Source organism: Tenacibaculum profundicola, from assembly GCF_057220795.1.
This window is the reverse complement of record NZ_CM170137.1, coordinates 2,128,693-2,147,428: the sequence shown is the minus strand read 5'-3', so window position 1 is coordinate 2,147,428 and position 18,736 is coordinate 2,128,693. Positions and strand designations below refer to the sequence as shown.

Below are 18,736 nucleotides of genomic sequence, written 5' to 3'. Positions count from 1 at the left end.
ATCATGAACTTTTATTTGATTAATACTGATTTGTATTTTACCAGATTCTTTAAGGCTATGCCAGTACCTCGAACTACTGCTCTTAAAGGGTCTTCAGCTACATAAACTGGTAAATCTGTTTTTCTTGACAAGCGCTTATCCAGCCCTCTCAACATAGAACCACCTCCAGCTAAATAAATACCTGTATTATAAATGTCAGCTGCAAGCTCAGGTGGGGTTTTAGATAAAGTTTCCATTACGGCATCTTCAATGCGTAAAATGGATTTATCTAATGCCTTTGCAATTTCTCGATGAGAAACTTGAACCTGTTTCGGTTTACCACTTAACAAATCTCGACCTTGAACCATCATGTCTTCAGGAGGAGTGTCTAGATCTTCAGTAGCAGAACCAATTTGGATTTTTATTTTTTCAGCGGTGGTTTCGCCAACATATAAGTTATGTTGAGTACGCATATAATACATAATATCGCTTGTAAATAAATCACCGGCAACTTTCACAGACTGGTCGCAAACAATACCTGCTAAGGCGATTACAGCTATTTCAGTTGTGCCTCCGCCAATATCAATAATCATGTTTCCTTTTGGCTCCATAATGTCAATACCGACACCTATAGCAGCGGCCATTGGTTCATAGATTAAGTATATCTCTTTAGCATTCATGTGGCGAGCAGAGTCAATTACCGCTCGTTTTTCCACTTCTGTAATGCCAGATGGAATACAAATAACCATTCTGAGTGACGGTGGAAAAAGCTTCTTTTTAATAGCAGGAATTTTTTTAACAAATTCCTTTATCATCTCTTCAGAAGCTTGAAAATCAGCAATAACACCGTCTTTCAACGGCCGAATTGTTTTTATGTTTTCATGAGTTTTTCCTTGCATTCTGTTGGCTTCCTGACCTGTGGCAATAATCTTGCCTGTAAGCCGGTTTCTAGCTACAATAGAAGGGCTATCGATAACTACTTTGCCATTGTGAATTATAAGTGTGTTTGCAGTTCCTAAATCTACTGCAATATCTTCAGTCATAAAGTCGAAAAAACCCATAAAATTTGATGTTTTATCTAAATAATTGATGTATTTCTACAAATCTATAAAAAATCTGTATTGGTTTTACATCAGTTACGATTAATGTTTAAAATGTCTTGTTCCAGTAAAAACCATTGCAATATTATTGTTATTACAGTAATCTATACTTAATTGATCTTTTATAGACCCACCAGGTTGAATAACACTTTTCACTCCTGCTTTATCGGCTATTTCTACACAATCAGGAAATGGGAAAAAAGCATCGCTAGCCATTACTGCGCCTTGCAAGTCAAACTTAAAACTATTCGCTTTATCAATAGCTTGTTTTAAAGCATCCACTCTACTTGTTTGTCCAGTTCCACTGGCATATAATTGTTTGTTTTTTGTTAAAACGATAGTGTTTGATTTGGTGTGTTTACATATTTTAGAAGCAAATAATAGGTCTTCTAACTCCTTTTCAGAAGGTTTATTATCAGTAGCAAAAGTTAGATCATCCAATTTATCTGTTTTGGTGTCTTTGTCTTGTACTAACAAACCATTTAAAGCTGTTCTTACAGTCTGGTTTGGCAATGCTGCTTCTTTTTGTACTAATAGGACTCTTTTTTTCTTGCCTTTTAAAACTTCAACAGCATCATCATCATAAGCTGGAGCGATAACTACTTCACAAAACAATTTATGAATTTCTTCAGCGGTAGTTTTATCGATAGTTGAGTTCGCAATTAATACACCTCCAAATGCAGATACAGGATCACCTGCCAGGGCGTCAAGATATGCTTGATGCATTGTTTTTCTCTGAGCGAATCCACATGCGTTATTATGCTTTAAAATGGCAAAGGTAGGATCTTCATTTTTAAACTCATTCATTAAGTTTACAGCGGCATCAACATCTAATAAGTTGTTGTAGCTTAAATCTTTCCCGTGTAACTTGTCAAACATAGCATCTAAATCGCCAAAGAAATACCCTTTTTGATGCGGGTTTTCTCCGTAGCGTAATGTTTTAGATACGGTTTCACTTGCTTTATAAACCACCTCTTCTTCATTGAAATAATTAAAAATAGCAGTATCGTAATGAGAAGAAATATTAAATGCTTTCGCTGCGAATTTTTTTCTTTCAGAGATAGAAGTTTCACCGTTGTTGTTGGTAATCATTCCTAAGAACTCTGTATATTGTTCCATAGATGAAATGATAACCGTGTCTTTAAAGTTTTTAGCAGCAGCTCTTATTAGTGAAATTCCACCGATATCAATCTTTTCAATAATATCCTGTTCAGAAGCTACTGAAGCTACTGTTTTCTCGAAAGGATACAGATCAACAATAACTAAATCTAACTGAGGAATTTGGTATTCTTCTATTTCGGCAACGTCTCCTTCGTGATCTTGTCTGTTTAAAATACCTCCAAATACTTTTGGATGCAATGTTTTTACTCTGCCCCCTAAGATTGAAGGGTATGAAGTTACCTCTTCAACAGGGGTAACATTGATTCCTAAATTTTTAATAAATTTTTCCGTGCCACCGGTAGAATAGATAGTTACCCCCAAATCATTGAGTTTATTTACAAGAGGTTCCAATCCGTCTTTGTGGAATACGGAAATTAATGCTGATTTAATAGTTTTTGTGTCGTTCATTTTGTTGTGTAGTTAAACCCGCAAAATTACTAAAAGCTAGAGGGTTTTACAATAAACGAAGTTAACTTTTTTAATTAATAAAAACGCTATTTAAAATATATTTTAAATAGCGTTTTGTAACAACATAAATTAAGAGATTGACATCATTCATTATTCTGCATTCTCCAGAAAATTTCTGAACCAATCTGTAAACCTCTCCATAAATGTTTGTTGCGATTTTGTTTGAGTATTACTGTCACTCAAAGCAGTGTAAGAGGGGAAATCTTTACTACTCATAATTCAAGGGGTTAAATTGTTAATAAAGTTGTTAATAAAAGTGTGATCAAATATAATGAAAAAAACTTTAATATCAAATTGTTATGGTGTTTTTCTACAGAAAACCGGCTACTTTTTCGCAAATAAATTCCAGTAGCGCTTCATCGTTCTTTGTAAATGGATTAATCGTGTGTGAGTCGATATCAATCTGACCAATATTTTCTCCGTTGACGAAAATTGGAATTACAATTTCCGATTTAACTTTCCAACCACATGAAATATAATTGTCTTGATTTGTTACGTCTTGAATCACAAGGTTTTGATTGCTTTCGGCAACTTGCCCGCAAATTCCTTTGCCAAATGGTATTATCGTATGCTCTGTTGGTTCTCCGTTAAATTGAGCAAGTTTTAACTCTTGTTTGTCTCCATTTTTAAAATAAAAGCCTACCCAATCATAATAGGATACTTTAGATGCTAAAAAATTACAAATTTGTTGTAATTTCTCTTCTTGCGCTATTTCTTTTTCAGAAATTTCAATTATTTTAGTTTTGAAAGCTTGTAAATCGTACATAATAAACTATATAAAAAAAGTTATACCAATTGTTGTTTGAATTTACTGTAAAAGAAAATGAGTGTTTTATTCTTTATATAAGATAGAAAAATCAATAATAGCAGTAGCTATGATTTCTTTTTATATTGAAATAGAAAGGGAAAAAGGACGTTTTATTACGGTAAATTCAAATGGTAAATGGTGTTAATTGAATAGGTAAAAATAATCTTAAGAATTGTTTTTGGAAAAGTATTTCTAGTTTTTTGTAGATTTGCATTATCAATGAAACCAATTTTTCATAAAATATCATCCTTAATTCTAGCGCTATTGCTGGTGTTTTCAACGACATCCTTTGCAATAGAGAAGCATTTTTGTGGGGACTTTTTGGTAGATGTGTCTTTTCTCGGCGATGCCGATTGCTGTGGAAGTGAAAAAAAAGATGCTTGTGGCGAACAGGTATCACTTGTAAAGGATAAATGTTGCAAAGACGAATTAGCGCACATAGAAGGGCAAGATGACCTAGGGAAAGTCACCAACGAAAAAATCACCTTTGATCAACACAAGAAACTTGTAGGCTGCGGATATTTGTATACATTCTTTTCTAAACAATTTGAAAAACGATCTAGTCCGCATAAATATTATCTACCACCTAAAATTATAACCGACATACTCATCTTATATGAGGTTCTTATCATATGATATAACAACTCTTTTTTTAGAAAGAAAAGTAAAGGGTTGTAAAATATTAAATGATACAGATTAACATGAAAAAACATTTTTTCAACATATATATGATGTTATATGTTGTGTTATCCTTCTCTCAGAATACTTTTGAGGGAATAATTAAAGATAAAAATAAGGTTGGTATTTATGGCGTTTCGGTCCATTGGCTGAATTCTGATGTAGGTACTGTAACAAATCAGAAGGGAAGGTTTAGTATTCCCTCTAAAGAACAATATAAAAAAATAGTTATTAGTTTTGTTGGTTACAAAACAGATACTTTAGTCGTAACTAGTTTACGACCAATTGAACATTTTTTAACCGAGGAAAATGTGTTAGAAGAAGTTGCTATTAAAGCAACCAAGAAAGCAACTCGTAAATCGTTTCTACAAGCACAGAATTTAGTCACCATAAATAGTGAGGAGTTGTTGAAAGCAGCCTGCTGTAATTTATCAGAAAGCTTTGAAACAAATCCATCAATAGATGTGAATTTTTCAGATGCTTTAACAGGAACAAAGCAGATTCAGATGCTAGGCTTAACAAGCCCTTATTTGTTAATAACGGAAGAGAATATACCTTCAATTAGGGGAGCTTCACAAGCTTATGGACTCACATTTATCCCTGGGACATGGGTAGAGAGTATTCAAATTACCAAAGGAGCAGGTAGTGTTGTTAACGGCTTTGAAAGTATTTCGGGTCAGATAAATACCGAGCTTGTAAAACCTTTTTCTGATAATAAATTGTTTGTCAATGCATACGGATCTTTAGGTGGGCGGCTTGAGTTGAATACACATTTTAACCAACAGGTTAGCACTAAATGGCAAACTGGACTCTACATTCACGGCGACTATACAGGGGAACGATTTGATCGAAATGAGGATGGTTTTCTTGATAATCCATTGACAAAACAAGTTAATGTAATGAACCGTTGGCAATATACTGATACAGAAAAGGGGTTGGTTAGTTTTATTAATTTGAGGTATTTAAATGATTCAAAACGCTTAGGTGAAATTGATTTTAATGAGAACGAAGATAAAGGAACAACACAGGCATGGGGAAGCAAGATATCCACTCGTCGTGCAGATATATCTACTAAAGTAGGGTACGTGTTTCCTGATTTACCTTTTCAGAGTTTTGGTTTTCAAATGGCCTATAGTCACCATAATCAAGACTCTTATTTTGGCTTGAGAGATTATGATATACAACATCAGAGTTTTTATAGTAGTTTTTTGTTTAGCTCTATTATAGGTGACACAAGACACAAGTTTAAAACAGGACTTAATTTTATGTATGACGCTTATAATGAATTGGTAGGTGAAGATTTATTTTTGTTAAATAGGTATGGAAGGAATGAAAAAGCGATAGGTGCATTTTTTGAATATGGTTTTGATAATTCTGATGATGTAAGTGTGACGGCAGGACTAAGGATAGATACTCACAATCTGTTTGGTGTGTTTTTAACCCCTAGATTGCATATAAGATATACCTCTTGGGAAAAAGGGGTGTTTAGGATATCGGCAGGACGAGGTAAAAGAAGTGCTAATATTTTTGCTGAAAACCAACAGTTATTCGCGTCATCAAGATCAATAAATATTGATAGTGGTGATGGAGATATTTATGGTTTGAATCCTGAGGTAGCATGGAATTACGGTGTTTCTTTTTTACAAGGATATAAGTTGTTTGGAAGAAAGGGTGATATAACAATGGATTTTTATCAAACAAGATTTAAAAATCAGGTTGTTGTCGATTGGGAAAACCCACGAGAAATTTCATTCTATAATTTATCGGGAAGAAGTATAGCAAGCAGTTTTCAAGTAGAATTGAATCAAAATATAGTGCCTTATTTTAATATTAGGTTAGCCTATAAAAGATACGATGTTACAACCGATTATAAAAAAGGTAACTTCGCAAAGCCGTTGCAGGCACAAAACCGTTTTTTTTCTAATGTGTCGTATGAAACAGTAGCCAATAGTAATGGCGCAAAATGGAAGTTTGATATGACATATAATTGGTTAGGTAAGCAACGCTTACCTAGTACAAGTGATAATCCGATTCAGTACCGATTGCCAGAATACGCTCAAAGTTATAGTTTGTTAAATGCACAGATAACCAAAGTGTTTTCAAATGTGTTTGAAATGTACGCAGGAGCAGAAAATATAACTAATTACAAACAAAAAAATCCTATAGTAGGAAATGATGATCCCTTCGGGGCAAACTTCGATTCAACCATCGTATATGCTCCTATTTTTGGGAGAAATTTTTATTCAGGTTTAAGATTTAAAATAGATTAATTATGAGAAAAAGTATAATAATATTACTAATATTAGTAGTGAGTTCAACAGTATCGGCTCAGAAAACAAAAAGAAATGCAAAAGCTGTTTTTAAAGTAGATGGGGTTTGTATGATGTGTAAAAAACGCATAGAAAAAGCAGCTTTAAGTGTAAAAGGAGTTAAGTATGCTGTGTGGAATGTAAGTACTCACGATTTGAATTTGATTTTTGATGAGCGTAAAGCGAATATAAAATCTATTAAGGAATGTGTGGCGAAAGTAGGACATGATACTAAAGAAATTAAGGCTACGGACGAAGCCTATAGTAATTTACATCCTTGCTGTAAGTATAGAGATGAGGAAATAAGATCTGATCACAAAAATTAAAAAAAAATCCCGAGTGACTACTCGGGATTTTTTTATTGTAACATCTGTAAGTTTGTGATTTCTAATTGGGTTAGTTCACGCCATCTACCACGAGGTAAGTTCTTTTTAGTTAATCCCGCAAAAACAACACGATCAAGCTTCATAACACTGTACCCTAGGTGTTCAAATATTTTACGAACGATACGGTTTCTACCAGAATGAATTTCAATACCAACTTCTGTTTTCTTTTCTCCTTCAACATAAGATACGGCATCAATGAAAACTTTTCTGCCTTCAATAATAACGTCTCCTCTTAATTTTTCTAGGTCAGACATGGTAAGCTTTTTGTCTAAAGACGCATGGTATAATTTACGAACGTTGTGTTTTGGGTGTGTAAGTTTTTTTGCTAATTCACCATCGTTAGTAAAAAGTAATAACCCTGTAGTGTTTCTGTCTAATCTACCTACTGGGTAAATACGCTCTTTGGTAGCATGTTGTACCAATTCCATAACGGTCTTTCTACCACGATCATCTTCCATGGTAGTAATATAGTTTTTCGGTTTGTTAAGTACAACATAACGTTTTTGCTCCATGGAAATAAGTGTCCCGTCAAAACGAACTTCATCGGTCGCTTGTACTTTGTAGCCCATTTCAGTTACTAATTGGCTATTCACAGTAACACTTCCGTGTTCAATATATGTGTCCGCTTCTCTACGTGAGCAAATACCTGAGTTTGAAATGTATTTGTTTAAACGGATACCTCCAGCGTCATCAGCCTTTTTTTGAGTTGGCTTTGCTGGTTTTGAGCTTTTAAAATCTTTTTTGAATGGTGTTTTTTTACGAGGATTGCTGCTATTCCCAGCTTGTCGTCCTCTCGACGAGTTTTTTGAATTCATAAAATAAAATAAAAAAATGTGCGCAAATGTACGTTAATTATTTGGTTTTAATCGAGTACGTGTACTACTTTGTCTAAAATTAAGGTCTTATCAATAAATAGCAGGCTAAATACACCTATTAGCAATAATATCTTTAAAATATTATGGAGTAACCTGTATTCATTTCTGTTCGTGGCTCTAAAGGCGTAAAATCCAACAAAAATTAAAATGAAAGTAGCAAAATAGAAATAGTACTTCATATAGGTAATGGCAGGATAATTGAATAGTATTGTTATAGGTATCAGTGTTAAAACCAATAAGAGCGTAATGGTTCTTTTGGTGTTTTTTTCGCCGTATTTTACCGGAAAAGTATTGTAATTATTAACGATGGCTCCTTTTATGTTTTCTAAATCCTTAATAATTTCACGAACCATAATAACAAAAAACAAAAAACAAGCATGTACAAAAATAACAGTTGAGAAGTTTTTGAAGTGGACGAAAATGACAAAGAAAGGTAATATGGTGAGTGTTGTAGCAGAGATAAGACCAATTAAAGGGTGTTTTTTTAGTTTATGTGAGTAAAACCAAATACTGAAAATATAAATGGCAAAAAAGAATGCGGCTCTCCAAGATACTAGCCAAGCAAAACCAACGCCTATGAAGTTAAGAAAGAAATATAAAGATAGTTTGGTTTCTTGTTTGACATAGGAGTCTAAACCAGCTTTAATAGGGCGGTTAATTCTATCAGCTTTTACATCGTAAAAATTATTAATGATATAACCCGCCGCCACTACGCATATTGAAGCTAGTACTAAATACAGCAGATGCGTATCAAAAATGACAGATTTTAGTGATTTTTTTTCTGAGAAAATAAAAATAGCAGCCAAATACTGCGCTGCTACTAATACAAGTATATTATATCCTCTTACTACTGATAAAAGGCTAAAAAATTTTAAAAAAAGTGTATTTGCTTTTTGGGAATTCATAGCAAAAACATTGTTTAAAAACGATACACTAACTCTAACTTATAATTTTTTAAGCTTTTTTTAGCTTTCTCGAAATCTTCGGCAAAGCCCAAAATATAGCCTCCCCCTCCAGAACCGCAAAGCTTCAGATAATAATCGTTCGTTTGAATTCCCTGTTCCCAAACTTTATGAAAGGCTTGGGGAATCATTGGTTTGAAATTGGTTAAAACAACTTTTGATAGTTTTTTTACATTGCCAAACAATGATTTAATATTTCCCTGCAAGAAATCTTCAATACATGCATCTGTATGGATTGAAAACTCTTCACTTAACATTTTTCTAAACCCTTCGTTTTTCATTTTTTTCATAAAAATGTTAACCATAGGTTCTGTTTCTCCAATTTGTTCAGAGTCTAACAAGAAAACAGCACCTCTTCCTTCTTTTTGTGAGGGGATTCCAGTTGCTTCTATATGTTCTTTCGAGTTGATTAAAATAGGTAAACTTAGATAAGAGTTTAAGGGGTCTAACCCAGAGCTTTTTCCATGAAAAAAAGATTCCATTAAAGAAAAAACTTGTTTTAAAACCAATAGTTTATCTCTTGTTAAGTTTTCTAAAACAGTAATTTTGTTATTAGCATACTTGTCATAAACTGAAGCAACTAGCGCACCAGAACTACCTACGCCATACCCTTGTGGTATTGAAGAATCGAAATACATTCCGTTATCAATATCGATTTTAAAGCTTTCAAAATCAAAAGAAACGATATCGTCGTTCAAATTCACTAAGTAAGTATAAAAATTAACTAAACTTTGATTTGATTTCTTCGCTTCTCCTGTTAAGTTTTTTGCTGATTTTAAAGCTCCTTTGTATGAATTAAAAGGAATAGCAAGCCCTTTGGAATCCTTAATAATTCCATATTCTCCGAAGAGTAAAATCTTTGCGTAAAATAAAGGTCCTTTCATAGATGACTATTTTCGGGGCAAAGATATTAGTTTACAATTTATTAGTGCGTGTTTTTGTAAAAAATTTTCCAAACACCTGCTTTTTGATTGTTTTCATATTTTCCTTTTTCTTTGATCTTCCCGTTTTTATAAAAGACTTTCCAAATACCTTCGCGTTGACCACTTTTATATTTTCCTTGTTCCTTTAGTTCTCCTGTTTCATAAAACACTTTACGAATTCCGTGAAGCTTTCCGTTTTTGTAATTGGCTTTATGCGAGGTCTTTCCGTTTTCGTGATAATAAATTACCAAGCCTTCAAATTCTTCTTCTCCAGGTTTGTTTATAGTACTAAACCCTTCCATTTGCACTTGTCCACTTTCAAAGTAGTCTACGATCCAATAACCATTTTTGATTTTTTTAGGTACTGGACGATAGTATTCGCCTTTTTCCTTCGTTGTTTCTTGCCAGTTGGCGTCAAACCACACGGTATCTTGGGCTGTTACTGATGTAGTAATACATCCAACAAGCATAATAATAAATAATGTTGAGATTTTCATATATATAAGGGAATTAATGTTATAGGGTTCGTGCACCTAAACCCGTATTATCACAAATATAACGATTTTTTTGGCAATACTTTAACATTTTAACTTTAATAAAGTGCTCAACTTCCTGTTTTTCAGATTTTGGATATAAAACATGAACGTTTGCACCGGCATCTAACGTAAAGCAGATATTACTATTTGTGGTGGCTCTGTATTCCCATATTTTATTAATAATTTCTAAGGTGTTTGGTTTCATCAAGATAAAGTAAGGCGAGCTTGCAAGCATCATCGCATGCAATGTAAGAGCTTCGCTTTCTACTAAATGTATAAACTCTTTTATGCTACCTTCTTGAAGTATGGTTGTTAATTTTTGAAGATTTTCGTTGGCTTGTTTAAAGCGTTGCTCAGCATAAGGGTGATCGAACATTAAATTATGACCTACGGTACTTGATACTTGTTTTTCTCCTCTGTCAACAAGTAAGATACAATCTTGATAATCGTGAAAAACTGGATGCACATCGTACGGGAATTTTACACCAAATAAGTCTGAACTTCCTTCGATAGAAGGATGTTCACCCCATACCACCAAGGGACCTTCGATACTTCTACTTGCGCTGCCTGACCCCAAACGTGCTAAGAAGGAAGCCTTGTGAGTGATGTGTTCGGTTGTTATCTCAGGGTTCAACTCTTTTTCCAGATTCATTACACACATGGCAATTGCACTCATACCGCTGGCAGACGATGCAATTCCACTACTGTGAGGAAATGAATTTTGAGAGCGAATCACCATTGCATATTCTAAAAGGTAAGGGCAATATTCTTGGATTCGTTCAAAAAACTTGGCTATTTTGGGTTTAAAATCGTCTTTCTTTTTTCCCTCAAAGTAAAGTTCAAAAGTAGCCTTGGGTACTCTCTCTGTTTTTTTGAACTCAATGGTTGTGATCGTGTGGCAATTATTTAACGTGAAGCTTATAGAGGCGTTTTTAGGAAGTTGCGGTTCACTTTTACCCCAATATTTAACCAATGCGATGTTACTAGGTGTTTGACAAGTGAAAGATGCTTTTTCTATAGTGTTTTGAGTTTCTTGAAAGATAAAATCAGCTGTATTCAATGTTATAGTTTTCGACAAAGATAAATGTTTACGGTTAAATAGAATTCAGTTTGTTTAACACTTCTTCTTTATAGCTTCTGCTTATTGGAATTGCATTTTTGTTTATTTCTATATATTCGTTGGTATACGAATTTATGCAAGGAATAGCAATGATATAAGAACGATGAATCCGTAAAAATTGCTCTTGAGGTAATTTGTTTTCTAGGTTACTTATGGTTTCTCGTGTAACTATAATCTTTTCCTTGGTGTGTATTTTTAGATAATCACTGAGGCTTTCTATGTATAAAATAGAGTCAAGGTCTATTTTGAGCATTTTTCGTTCAGATCTTACAAAAATAAAATCATTTTTTTGAGGATGGGAAAGTTGTTTTGGTTGCTCGTTTTTGACTTGAAAAGTATTGCTGTAAAATTTACTCACAGATTGTAGAAATCTCTCAAATGCAATCGGTTTCAATAAGTAATCAACGGCATGCAAATCAAACCCATCTATAGCATATTCACGATACGCTGTTGTAAAAATCACCTTGGTTCGTTTCGGAATTGACTTGGCGAGTGTTAGTCCAGAGATTTCTGGCATGTTGATATCGAGAAAAAGAAGTTCAATACTGTTATTCGTTACAACTTCAAGTGCTTCCATAGCATTTACACAATTTTTAACTAAGTGTAAATTGGGGATTTTTGCAACATAGCTAGCTAAAATCTCTCTTGCCATCGGTTCGTCATCAACAATGACGCATTTAATTGTTTGCTCCATGGTTAAAAGGTATTTTAAGTGTGGCTTCAAATAAATTACTGGCCAGTTTTGTTTGTAAGTGGAAGTTGTTTTTGTAAAGCATATGAAGCCTTTTTCTAATGTTTTCTAATCCAATTCCGTGATTAGACTGTGTTGTTTTTGTTGTTGTATTGCTAATGGTAAACAATAACATTGACTTTGTTGTTTCTACATGCATGTTAATCTCTAAAACACCGTTTATTTGATTTCCATGTTTAAATGCATTTTCTACAAAAGGCAGCAAAAGCATCGGCGCCATTTGTTGGTCATTTAAATAAATATTCTTGTTAAAAGTAATATTTAGATTCTTTTGAAACCTCATTTTTTCTAAGGAAATATAATTTTCAATATGTTGTATTTCATCAATAAGCAATACTGATGGCTTTTCTACTTGATATAAAATATAATCTAATAAATCCGATAATTTTAAAATCATATCAGGAGCTTCTTCTGCTTTCTTCAATGTAAAACCATATAAGGTATTTAAGGTGTTAAATAAAAAATGTGGGTGAATTTGCATTTTTAAAAATTTCAATTCTTGTTCTTTGAGTTGCAATTGAGTTTCAAGAAACTTGTTTTTTAAGTCTTCGGTTTTAAGTGTTGCTTTGTAATTGTGTAGTACTAGGCCTAACATAATTACAATAAACATAACGAAATAAACACCCAAAGCTATAAAGATGAAGCTTTTAGTTAATGGGGTTGGGCCATCTGGAATTAATCTTAAAGAGAATATTAATCCGTAAAGTATAGAGATTATGATGAAGAAAAAGGAAACAATCAAGGTATAAACGGAATATAGGATAAATTCCCATTGTTTTTTTTCAAGTAAATATTTTGGAATTAAGAAGAAAAAGAAAAAATAGCTCGACGCAATGGTGACAGGCATTAAATACTTTGAAAATGAATTTACATAAGCAATATTATCGCTACCATATCCTAAAAAATAGGTGTAAAAGAAGTAGACCCCAATCCAAAATAGCGTGTGAATTAGAATTCTTGTCAAAATTTTAACGAAGACTAATGGGTTTTTCATAAATATGCAATATTAACTTTTTTATCAATACGTCAAATTTTTTGCGATGAAATCCGGAATAAAACCTTGATATTACATTGATCGGTATTTTTACAGAAGTTTGAATTAAATTTGTCGTATGTCTATGTAATTCATTAAACGACCGCATTTTTTTAATAGTTGATGCAGTTAGGTATAGGTTTGGAGCCTAATAATTAAAAAAACTTAAAATATGAATTTGTTATTTACTAATGTATTATCTGATGGTGGACCAATGTTTATGTATCCAATATTATTACTATTAATTATTTGTTTAGGATTACTAGTTAAAGCATTTGTAAAGGGTGACACCAATGGTACAACTCAGAATGTTGTAGGTCATTTAAGCTTGTTCGCCTTGGTTTGGGGGTTTCTTGGATTTATGATTGGTATGATTGCAGGGTTAGACGCGATTTCAATTGCTAATGGAATTAGTCACAGCGTGCTTGCAGGAGGGTTGAAAATTGCTTTGTTAAGCCCGAGTTTTGGTATGGTGGTGTTTTTAGTTGCTAGATTAGGAATGATTGGGTTAACCTTAAAAAAGAACTGATTTTGATTCTTGAACAAACCAAGTTATGTATTACTGAAAAGCAAAAGGGGGGTCGTGGCCGATATTCTTGAATGCTAACTCGCGATATACTTCTTGTTTTCTGAGATGAAATGTAATATACCCATTCTTGTTATAGAAATGGGTATTTTTGTCATTATGAAAAAAAAGGTTTTTTTACTTTTAAATGGAGAACGTCCTGAGAAAGTTCCAGATACCACAGCATACGATCTTATTTGTGCTACAGATGGTGCTTATGCCTATTTACTTGACAATGAGATTACGCCAGATTTTATCAGTGGAGATTTTGATTCTGTAAAAAATATCCCCAAAAATATACCTGTGATTCACACGCCAGATCAGGATTATACTGATTTTGATAAAATGCTTGCTATTTTATATGAAAAAAACGGTACGGAGGTACATGTTTTTGGCGCAAGTGGTAAAGAACAAGACCATTTTTTAGGGAATTTGCATACCGCTTTGATATGGAAAGATAAGTTGAAGATTACTTTTGTTGACAATCATAGCACTTATTTTTTTGCAGATAAATCTACGAGTCTCGAGAATGTAAAAGACCGTATAATTTCGTTGGTTCCATTTCCAGAAACGAAGGGTATTACGACAAAAGGGTTACAATATCCATTATACCATGAAAGTTTAGGTTTTACAACTAGAATTGGCACGAGAAATAAAGCAATTGAAAATAATGTGTCAATTGATTTTGAATCGGGTGAATTGGTTATTTTTGTAAATCATTAATTCGATATGAGAAAAATAAAACTTATTTGGGATTTTAAAGGTCCAGATGGCTTAGAAACGGCAAAGCATCATTGTATACATTTAAAAGAGTTTGCGCAAATAGAGAACTTATCATACCATGCAGTTGATTATACAGTGTTGAATGATTTTCATACCATTGCGTTTATCACCGTTAATGAAACGGATATGAAAATTTTTAGAGATGCGCTAAAGCCTCATAGAGGTGTGTTGGCTGATGATTAAATGGTGCAAGTTTCGGCAATAGCATTTGCACAAATATAACCACCAGTCCACGCATTCTGAAAGTTGAATCCACCGGTAACAGCATCAATATTCAAAACCTCACCCACAAAAAAGAGGTTTTTGTGAAGCTTACTTTCAAATCGTTTAAAATTAATTTCTTTTAAATCAATACCTCCTGCAGTAACAAACTCTTCTTTGAAAGTGGTTCTGCCATTGGCATTGAATAGCCCTTGCGTTAACTGGTTTGAAAGGTTTTGTAGTTGCTTATTACTTAGGTCAGCCCAGTTTTGTTGGTTTTTGATTTCGGAAGCGATGACTAGCCGCTCCCATAAACGACGTGGAATTTCAGCAAAAGGAGATTTTAAAATCACTTGTTTTCTTGCTTGTTGTTTTTTGTGTTGTTGCAGTTTTTCGAGTGTGTTATCTGTAGCTTCACCTAGCCAATTTACCAGTACGTTATATTGATAGTTTTTGTCAGCCAAAACCCGTGCTCCGTAAGCTGATAATTTAAGAATAGCAGGCCCACTTAACCCCCAATGCGTAATTAATAAAGGACCAGAATCCGCCAATTTAGTTGTAGCGATTTGGACTTCCGCATTCGGAACAGAAACCCCACCTAAATCAACAATTCTCGGATCATTAATATTAAAGGTAAATAAAGAGGGAACTGGTGGAATAATGGTATGACCTAACGTAGTTGTTAACTCCCAGGCTTTTTTACTACTTCCTGCGGCAATTACTAAGAAATCTGCCTCAAATCGATTTTCTTTCGTTTGGATACTCCATAAGCCTCCTAGCTTAGAAACAGCGGTTACACCGTGGTTTTTTAATACTTTTATACCTAAATTTTCAATAGCCTCAGAAAAACAATCGATGATAGCTTGGGAAGTGTTAGCTTCAGGAAAAACTCGGTTGTCTTCTTCAATTTTTAAGGGTACGCCATGATTTTCAAACCATTCGAAAGTGTCACCTGTCATAAATTGATGAAAAGGGCCTAACAGTTCTTTTTCTCCTCTTGGGTAGAATTTTGTTAGTTCTTTAGGTTCAAAACAAGCATGAGTAACATTGCAACGCCCACCACCAGATATTTTTACTTTTTGTAGTACTTCTTTTCCTTTTTCAAGAATGGTGATGTCTAAATCTGGCTGTTGTTCTTTGGCATTAATGGCGGTAAAATACCCCGCGGCTCCGCCGCCTATAATAACTACTTTTTTCATAATACCATATCTGTATAAGACAAAATTGTTTTAAAACCTTTCTCCATAAAATACGTAGGAGTATCATTATTTCCAGTTGCTAAAACGAAGTCGCCCCCCCAGGCACCCAAGCTTTTTACCTCGCCAAAGTAATCTGGAAACAAGCGATTTTTTACCGGTTGTTGGTTTATAATAGCGCTAATAAGTAGTTCGTGCTCCACAATAATTTTATCAAGTTCCTTCTTAGAAGGTGCTTTTAAAAACGCATCTGTTAAATCAGAAATTTCAGCGATATGTGTTTTTGCCTCTTCTCTGTGTTGTTTGTATTGAGCAATGCCATCTCTACTGTTTTGTTTCTGGTTGAGGTGAACAAAATAGAGCTCATCGGCATAGTTAGGTGTAAATGGCACCTCTTTTACTGAAGGCTGATTGTTTTCTAAAGAATAGAGAATAGGAGTATGGTGTTTGGCACATGCGATGTCATAACCACTTCCAGAAAATGCATTCCACAATAATGTAAACGGATTCACTTGTGCCCAAGAAGCAATATTGTTAATGAGCGTAGAAGAACTGCCTAGGCCCCAGTTTTGTGGGAAAGATAAATTGGTTTTTACCACAAAACCATTCTCAGTATCTAAAAAACTAGGATTTAGTTTTTTGGCTTCTAGTAAAATAGTTTGTAAAGTTTCAGCAATAAATTCAGAACTACCTTCTTTGTCAGAATTAAAAGTAGCAGAGGTTAAACGTAGTTTTGGCAGGTCAAAACTAGCCTCAAACCAACACTCACCTGTATGAGTAAAGCTTCCCCAAATAAGCTGTGAATCGTTAATTGACTCGACAATTAAATCTTGTCCAAATTTTGTAGGAACAGCCAAACCTGTCGCTCCGTCAAGAATAACATACTCTCCGGTCAACAATAATTTTCCATTAGAGTAACTTCTGCGGCACTCAGTTGCTTTTTGTTTTTCCTGCTTTTTCATTATTGATGCTAATTCCTTACTTTGTGGATGCTGTGATGCATGTTTTTTTTATCCTATTTAACGTTGAAACTGATAGTATTTCCAGTATAAAACCGCTACCTGTGTATTCTAAAATGTGAGCATGATCTCTAGGCATAAATTTAATTTACAAAGGAAATAAAAATCGATGGATAATTGAGGGTAAACGAAATCATAGTAACCCGAACTGTTTAAAGTGATGTGTAAAATGTTTGACTTGAAATTTTTTCCAGTATTCGTAATCCAACTCACCAAAGAACGGATGTGTAACTATCCTGTTCGTGTCTTCTGAGAATACTTTTTCAAACAAGGTGATTTGAGTAATTAAATCTTCAATAGCTTCCTCAATGGAAGGAAACTTTACAGGAGTAGGTTCATCGGATAAAAAAGGGACTTTAAAGCCTATTTGTAACTCATTCTCTGTGTTTAAAAAAGGTTTTCTTCTGGCTGCTTTTTCATCTGAAACAGTAGTATCTATATTCCAGTTACCATTTGATATTTGAAGAACAGCACTTAAATGTTCAATCATTTGTTGCGAGTTCATTTTTCCAAATAAAGGCTTGGTGTTTACTTGAAGTTTAGATAGTTTGGCTTTTATGTCGTTTACATTTAAAAAATCAACCCAGTGTATGGTAGGTTTTCTTAGTTCGTTAAATGCGTCAACCACTGCGCTATGAGTAACTGTTGCTTTTTCAAACTTTTTAGCAATGATCTCTTTTTCTTTCTCGGTGGCACCTAACTGATTTAAAATATTCATTAAGTGCATTTTCATATGCCCATGCTGAATTCCTTTCGTTGTCAGTGCTCTTAATGCAGCAAAGTTTTGAGCCAGACCAGCGGTAGCCATAATTTCCATCAATTCAGGAGCAGAAGGTCTTTCCATCATGTCTAGTGATAATTTTGCCATTGGATGTAAGGCTGTTAATCCACCTACGGTTCCTACGGCTAATGGGATTTCTATCCAAAATTTAAACACACCATTTTTTACTTCGCAATGTGTTAGGCTTTTGTAGTGTCCGTCTTTTGACGCGTATGCGTGAGCTCCGGCTTCAATCGCTCTAAAATCATTCCCAGTGGCTAATACTACAGCATCAATACCATTCATAATCCCTTTATTATGAGTCACTGCTCTATAAGGTTCTATTTCAGCAATTTTTACCGCTTGTTCAAATCGTTTTGCGAATTTCTCAGGGTTTTCTTCTCCGAGTTCACTTACTTTACATGAAACTTCAGCTCTAACAAGGCATTCAGGAACATAGTTTGATAAAATACTCATGACAATATCAATATCATCACGTTTAAATTGACGTGCCATCGCTTCTAAGCAAGAGTTTATGAAATTAGCACCCATAGAGTCTTTGGTTTCAAAAGTAACGTGTATTTGATAATAATGATCTAATTGCGCTGTTTTGTCTACCAATGCTATTTCCAAAATTCCACCACCACGTTTTTCCATGTTTTTGGTTATGGAGGCAGTAGCTTGTTTTAATTTAGGTTTTTGTTCTTCGAAATAAGCGATAAGATCTTGCTTATCACCCTTATATATAAAATGAATTTGTCCGATTTTGTTGGTAGAAATAACCTTCGCATTGAATCCCCCACGAGTACTCCAGAATTTTGCCACTAGCGAAGCGGCTGCCACCACAGAGCTTTCTTCAACAACCATAGGTATTACATGTTCTTTGCCATTGATGATGAAGTTAGGAGCCACCCCATACGGCATATAAAAATTGGTAATGGTATTTTCTATAAAATCATCATGGAGTTGTTGCAAAGAATCATCTTCATTCCAATATTGTTTTATAGTATCTATAATTTCTTTTTGGCTGTTAAAAAAGTTTTTAGCTAACCAATTGATTTTTTCTTCCTTGGTAAACCTAGAAAATCCTGAAATAACTTTAGACATTATTTTACACTGTTTT

General features: G+C 34.0%; 21 protein-coding genes. 7 read left to right on the top strand and 14 right to left on the bottom strand.

Going from position 1 to position 18,736, the window contains the following annotated elements; translation table 11 throughout:
- Window positions 1-11: 11 nt before the first annotated feature.
- The 4 genes from AC2TDS_RS09185 to AC2TDS_RS09170 all read right to left on the bottom strand — a co-directional run bounded on the left by AC2TDS_RS09185 (window position 12) and on the right by AC2TDS_RS09170 (window position 3,474).
- Window positions 12-1,040, bottom strand: a complete 1,029-nt coding sequence (locus AC2TDS_RS09185; RefSeq protein ID WP_484738792.1) for a rod shape-determining protein — start codon at window positions 1,038-1,040, stop codon at window positions 12-14.
- An 81-nt stretch (window positions 1,041-1,121) separates the two neighbouring features.
- Entirely contained in the window at window positions 1,122-2,648 is a 1,527-nt protein-coding gene (purH, locus tag AC2TDS_RS09180) for a bifunctional phosphoribosylaminoimidazolecarboxamide formyltransferase/IMP cyclohydrolase (RefSeq protein WP_484738791.1), read from the bottom strand.
- A 150-nt stretch (window positions 2,649-2,798) separates the two neighbouring features.
- Window positions 2,799-2,924 (bottom strand): hypothetical protein, encoded by a 126-nt coding sequence (locus AC2TDS_RS09175; RefSeq protein WP_484738790.1) that lies wholly within the window; start codon window positions 2,922-2,924, stop codon window positions 2,799-2,801.
- A gap of 94 nt (window positions 2,925-3,018) precedes the next feature.
- Window positions 3,019-3,474: an XrtF-associated fRMsr-like GAF protein gene (locus AC2TDS_RS09170; protein WP_484738789.1), complete on the bottom strand. Its 456-nt coding sequence runs from the start codon at window positions 3,472-3,474 to the stop codon at window positions 3,019-3,021.
- A gap of 61 nt (window positions 3,475-3,535) precedes the next feature.
- On the opposite strand from AC2TDS_RS09170, the gene AC2TDS_RS09165 reads away from it, so the two are divergent.
- From AC2TDS_RS09165 to AC2TDS_RS09150, 4 genes are all read left to right on the top strand, one after another.
- A complete protein-coding gene (locus tag AC2TDS_RS09165) occupies window positions 3,536-3,661 on the top strand; it encodes a hypothetical protein (protein WP_484738788.1) in 126 nt (41 codons plus the stop codon).
- Window positions 3,662-3,735: 74 nt separating this feature from the next.
- Window positions 3,736-4,152, top strand: coding sequence for an HYC_CC_PP family protein (locus tag AC2TDS_RS09160; RefSeq protein ID WP_484738787.1), 417 nt, complete (start codon window positions 3,736-3,738; stop codon window positions 4,150-4,152).
- Between the two features lie 65 nt (window positions 4,153-4,217).
- Window positions 4,218-6,464 (top strand): TonB-dependent receptor, encoded by a 2,247-nt coding sequence (locus AC2TDS_RS09155; RefSeq protein ID WP_484738786.1) that lies wholly within the window; start codon window positions 4,218-4,220, stop codon window positions 6,462-6,464.
- 2 nt (window positions 6,465-6,466) lie between these two features.
- On the top strand, window positions 6,467-6,829 hold the full coding sequence (locus AC2TDS_RS09150; protein WP_484738785.1) for a heavy-metal-associated domain-containing protein: 363 nt from the start codon (window positions 6,467-6,469) through the stop codon (window positions 6,827-6,829).
- A gap of 32 nt (window positions 6,830-6,861) precedes the next feature.
- On the opposite strand, the gene AC2TDS_RS09145 is transcribed toward AC2TDS_RS09150, so the two are convergent.
- Genes AC2TDS_RS09145 through AC2TDS_RS09115 form a run of 7 tightly spaced genes read right to left on the bottom strand, consistent with a single transcriptional unit; the run spans window position 6,862 to window position 13,020 of the window.
- Window positions 6,862-7,704, bottom strand: coding sequence for a pseudouridine synthase (locus AC2TDS_RS09145; RefSeq protein ID WP_484738784.1), 843 nt, complete (start codon window positions 7,702-7,704; stop codon window positions 6,862-6,864).
- Between the two features lie 47 nt (window positions 7,705-7,751).
- The gene (locus AC2TDS_RS09140; RefSeq protein ID WP_484738783.1) at window positions 7,752-8,669 is read right to left on the bottom strand and encodes a geranylgeranylglycerol-phosphate geranylgeranyltransferase; all 918 of its coding nucleotides are present in this window, start codon (window positions 8,667-8,669) and stop codon (window positions 7,752-7,754) included.
- Between the two features lie 14 nt (window positions 8,670-8,683).
- Complete coding sequence (locus tag AC2TDS_RS09135; protein WP_484738782.1) at window positions 8,684-9,610, bottom strand: mevalonate kinase family protein; 927 nt, start codon at window positions 9,608-9,610, stop codon at window positions 8,684-8,686.
- Between the two features lie 41 nt (window positions 9,611-9,651).
- Window positions 9,652-10,146, bottom strand: a complete 495-nt coding sequence (locus tag AC2TDS_RS09130) for a toxin-antitoxin system YwqK family antitoxin (RefSeq protein WP_484738781.1) — start codon at window positions 10,144-10,146, stop codon at window positions 9,652-9,654.
- Between the two features lie 19 nt (window positions 10,147-10,165).
- Window positions 10,166-11,245 (bottom strand): diphosphomevalonate decarboxylase, encoded by a 1,080-nt coding sequence (locus AC2TDS_RS09125; RefSeq protein ID WP_484738930.1) that lies wholly within the window; start codon window positions 11,243-11,245, stop codon window positions 10,166-10,168.
- Between the two features lie 34 nt (window positions 11,246-11,279).
- Window positions 11,280-11,999 (bottom strand): LytR/AlgR family response regulator transcription factor, encoded by a 720-nt coding sequence (locus AC2TDS_RS09120; RefSeq protein ID WP_484738780.1) that lies wholly within the window; start codon window positions 11,997-11,999, stop codon window positions 11,280-11,282.
- On the bottom strand, window positions 11,983-13,020 hold the full coding sequence (locus tag AC2TDS_RS09115; protein WP_484738779.1) for a sensor histidine kinase: 1,038 nt from the start codon (window positions 13,018-13,020) through the stop codon (window positions 11,983-11,985). Before AC2TDS_RS09115 ends, AC2TDS_RS09120 begins: the two co-directional genes overlap by 17 nt.
- Window positions 13,021-13,261: 241 nt before the next feature.
- Between AC2TDS_RS09115 and AC2TDS_RS09110 the strand changes: the two genes are divergently transcribed.
- From AC2TDS_RS09110 to AC2TDS_RS09100, 3 genes are all read left to right on the top strand, one after another.
- Entirely contained in the window at window positions 13,262-13,618 is a 357-nt protein-coding gene (locus AC2TDS_RS09110) for a hypothetical protein (RefSeq protein WP_484738778.1), read from the top strand.
- A gap of 156 nt (window positions 13,619-13,774) precedes the next feature.
- Window positions 13,775-14,377, top strand: a complete 603-nt coding sequence (locus tag AC2TDS_RS09105) for a thiamine diphosphokinase (protein WP_484738777.1) — start codon at window positions 13,775-13,777, stop codon at window positions 14,375-14,377.
- A gap of 6 nt (window positions 14,378-14,383) precedes the next feature.
- Window positions 14,384-14,620: a hypothetical protein gene (locus tag AC2TDS_RS09100; protein ID WP_484738776.1), complete on the top strand. Its 237-nt coding sequence runs from the start codon at window positions 14,384-14,386 to the stop codon at window positions 14,618-14,620.
- On the opposite strand, the gene AC2TDS_RS09095 is transcribed toward AC2TDS_RS09100, so the two are convergent.
- The 3 genes from AC2TDS_RS09095 to AC2TDS_RS09085 all read right to left on the bottom strand — a co-directional run bounded on the left by AC2TDS_RS09095 (window position 14,617) and on the right by AC2TDS_RS09085 (window position 18,720).
- A complete protein-coding gene (locus AC2TDS_RS09095) occupies window positions 14,617-15,837 on the bottom strand; it encodes a BaiN/RdsA family NAD(P)/FAD-dependent oxidoreductase (RefSeq protein ID WP_484738775.1) in 1,221 nt (406 codons plus the stop codon). The genes AC2TDS_RS09100 and AC2TDS_RS09095 overlap by 4 nt on opposite strands.
- Window positions 15,834-16,796 (bottom strand): GYDIA family GHMP kinase, encoded by a 963-nt coding sequence (locus AC2TDS_RS09090; protein WP_484738774.1) that lies wholly within the window; start codon window positions 16,794-16,796, stop codon window positions 15,834-15,836. The genes AC2TDS_RS09095 and AC2TDS_RS09090 overlap by 4 nt, the downstream gene beginning before the upstream one ends.
- Before the next feature lie 190 nt (window positions 16,797-16,986).
- On the bottom strand, window positions 16,987-18,720 hold the full coding sequence (locus AC2TDS_RS09085; RefSeq protein WP_484738773.1) for a hydroxymethylglutaryl-CoA reductase: 1,734 nt from the start codon (window positions 18,718-18,720) through the stop codon (window positions 16,987-16,989).
- Window positions 18,721-18,736 lie beyond the last annotated feature (16 nt).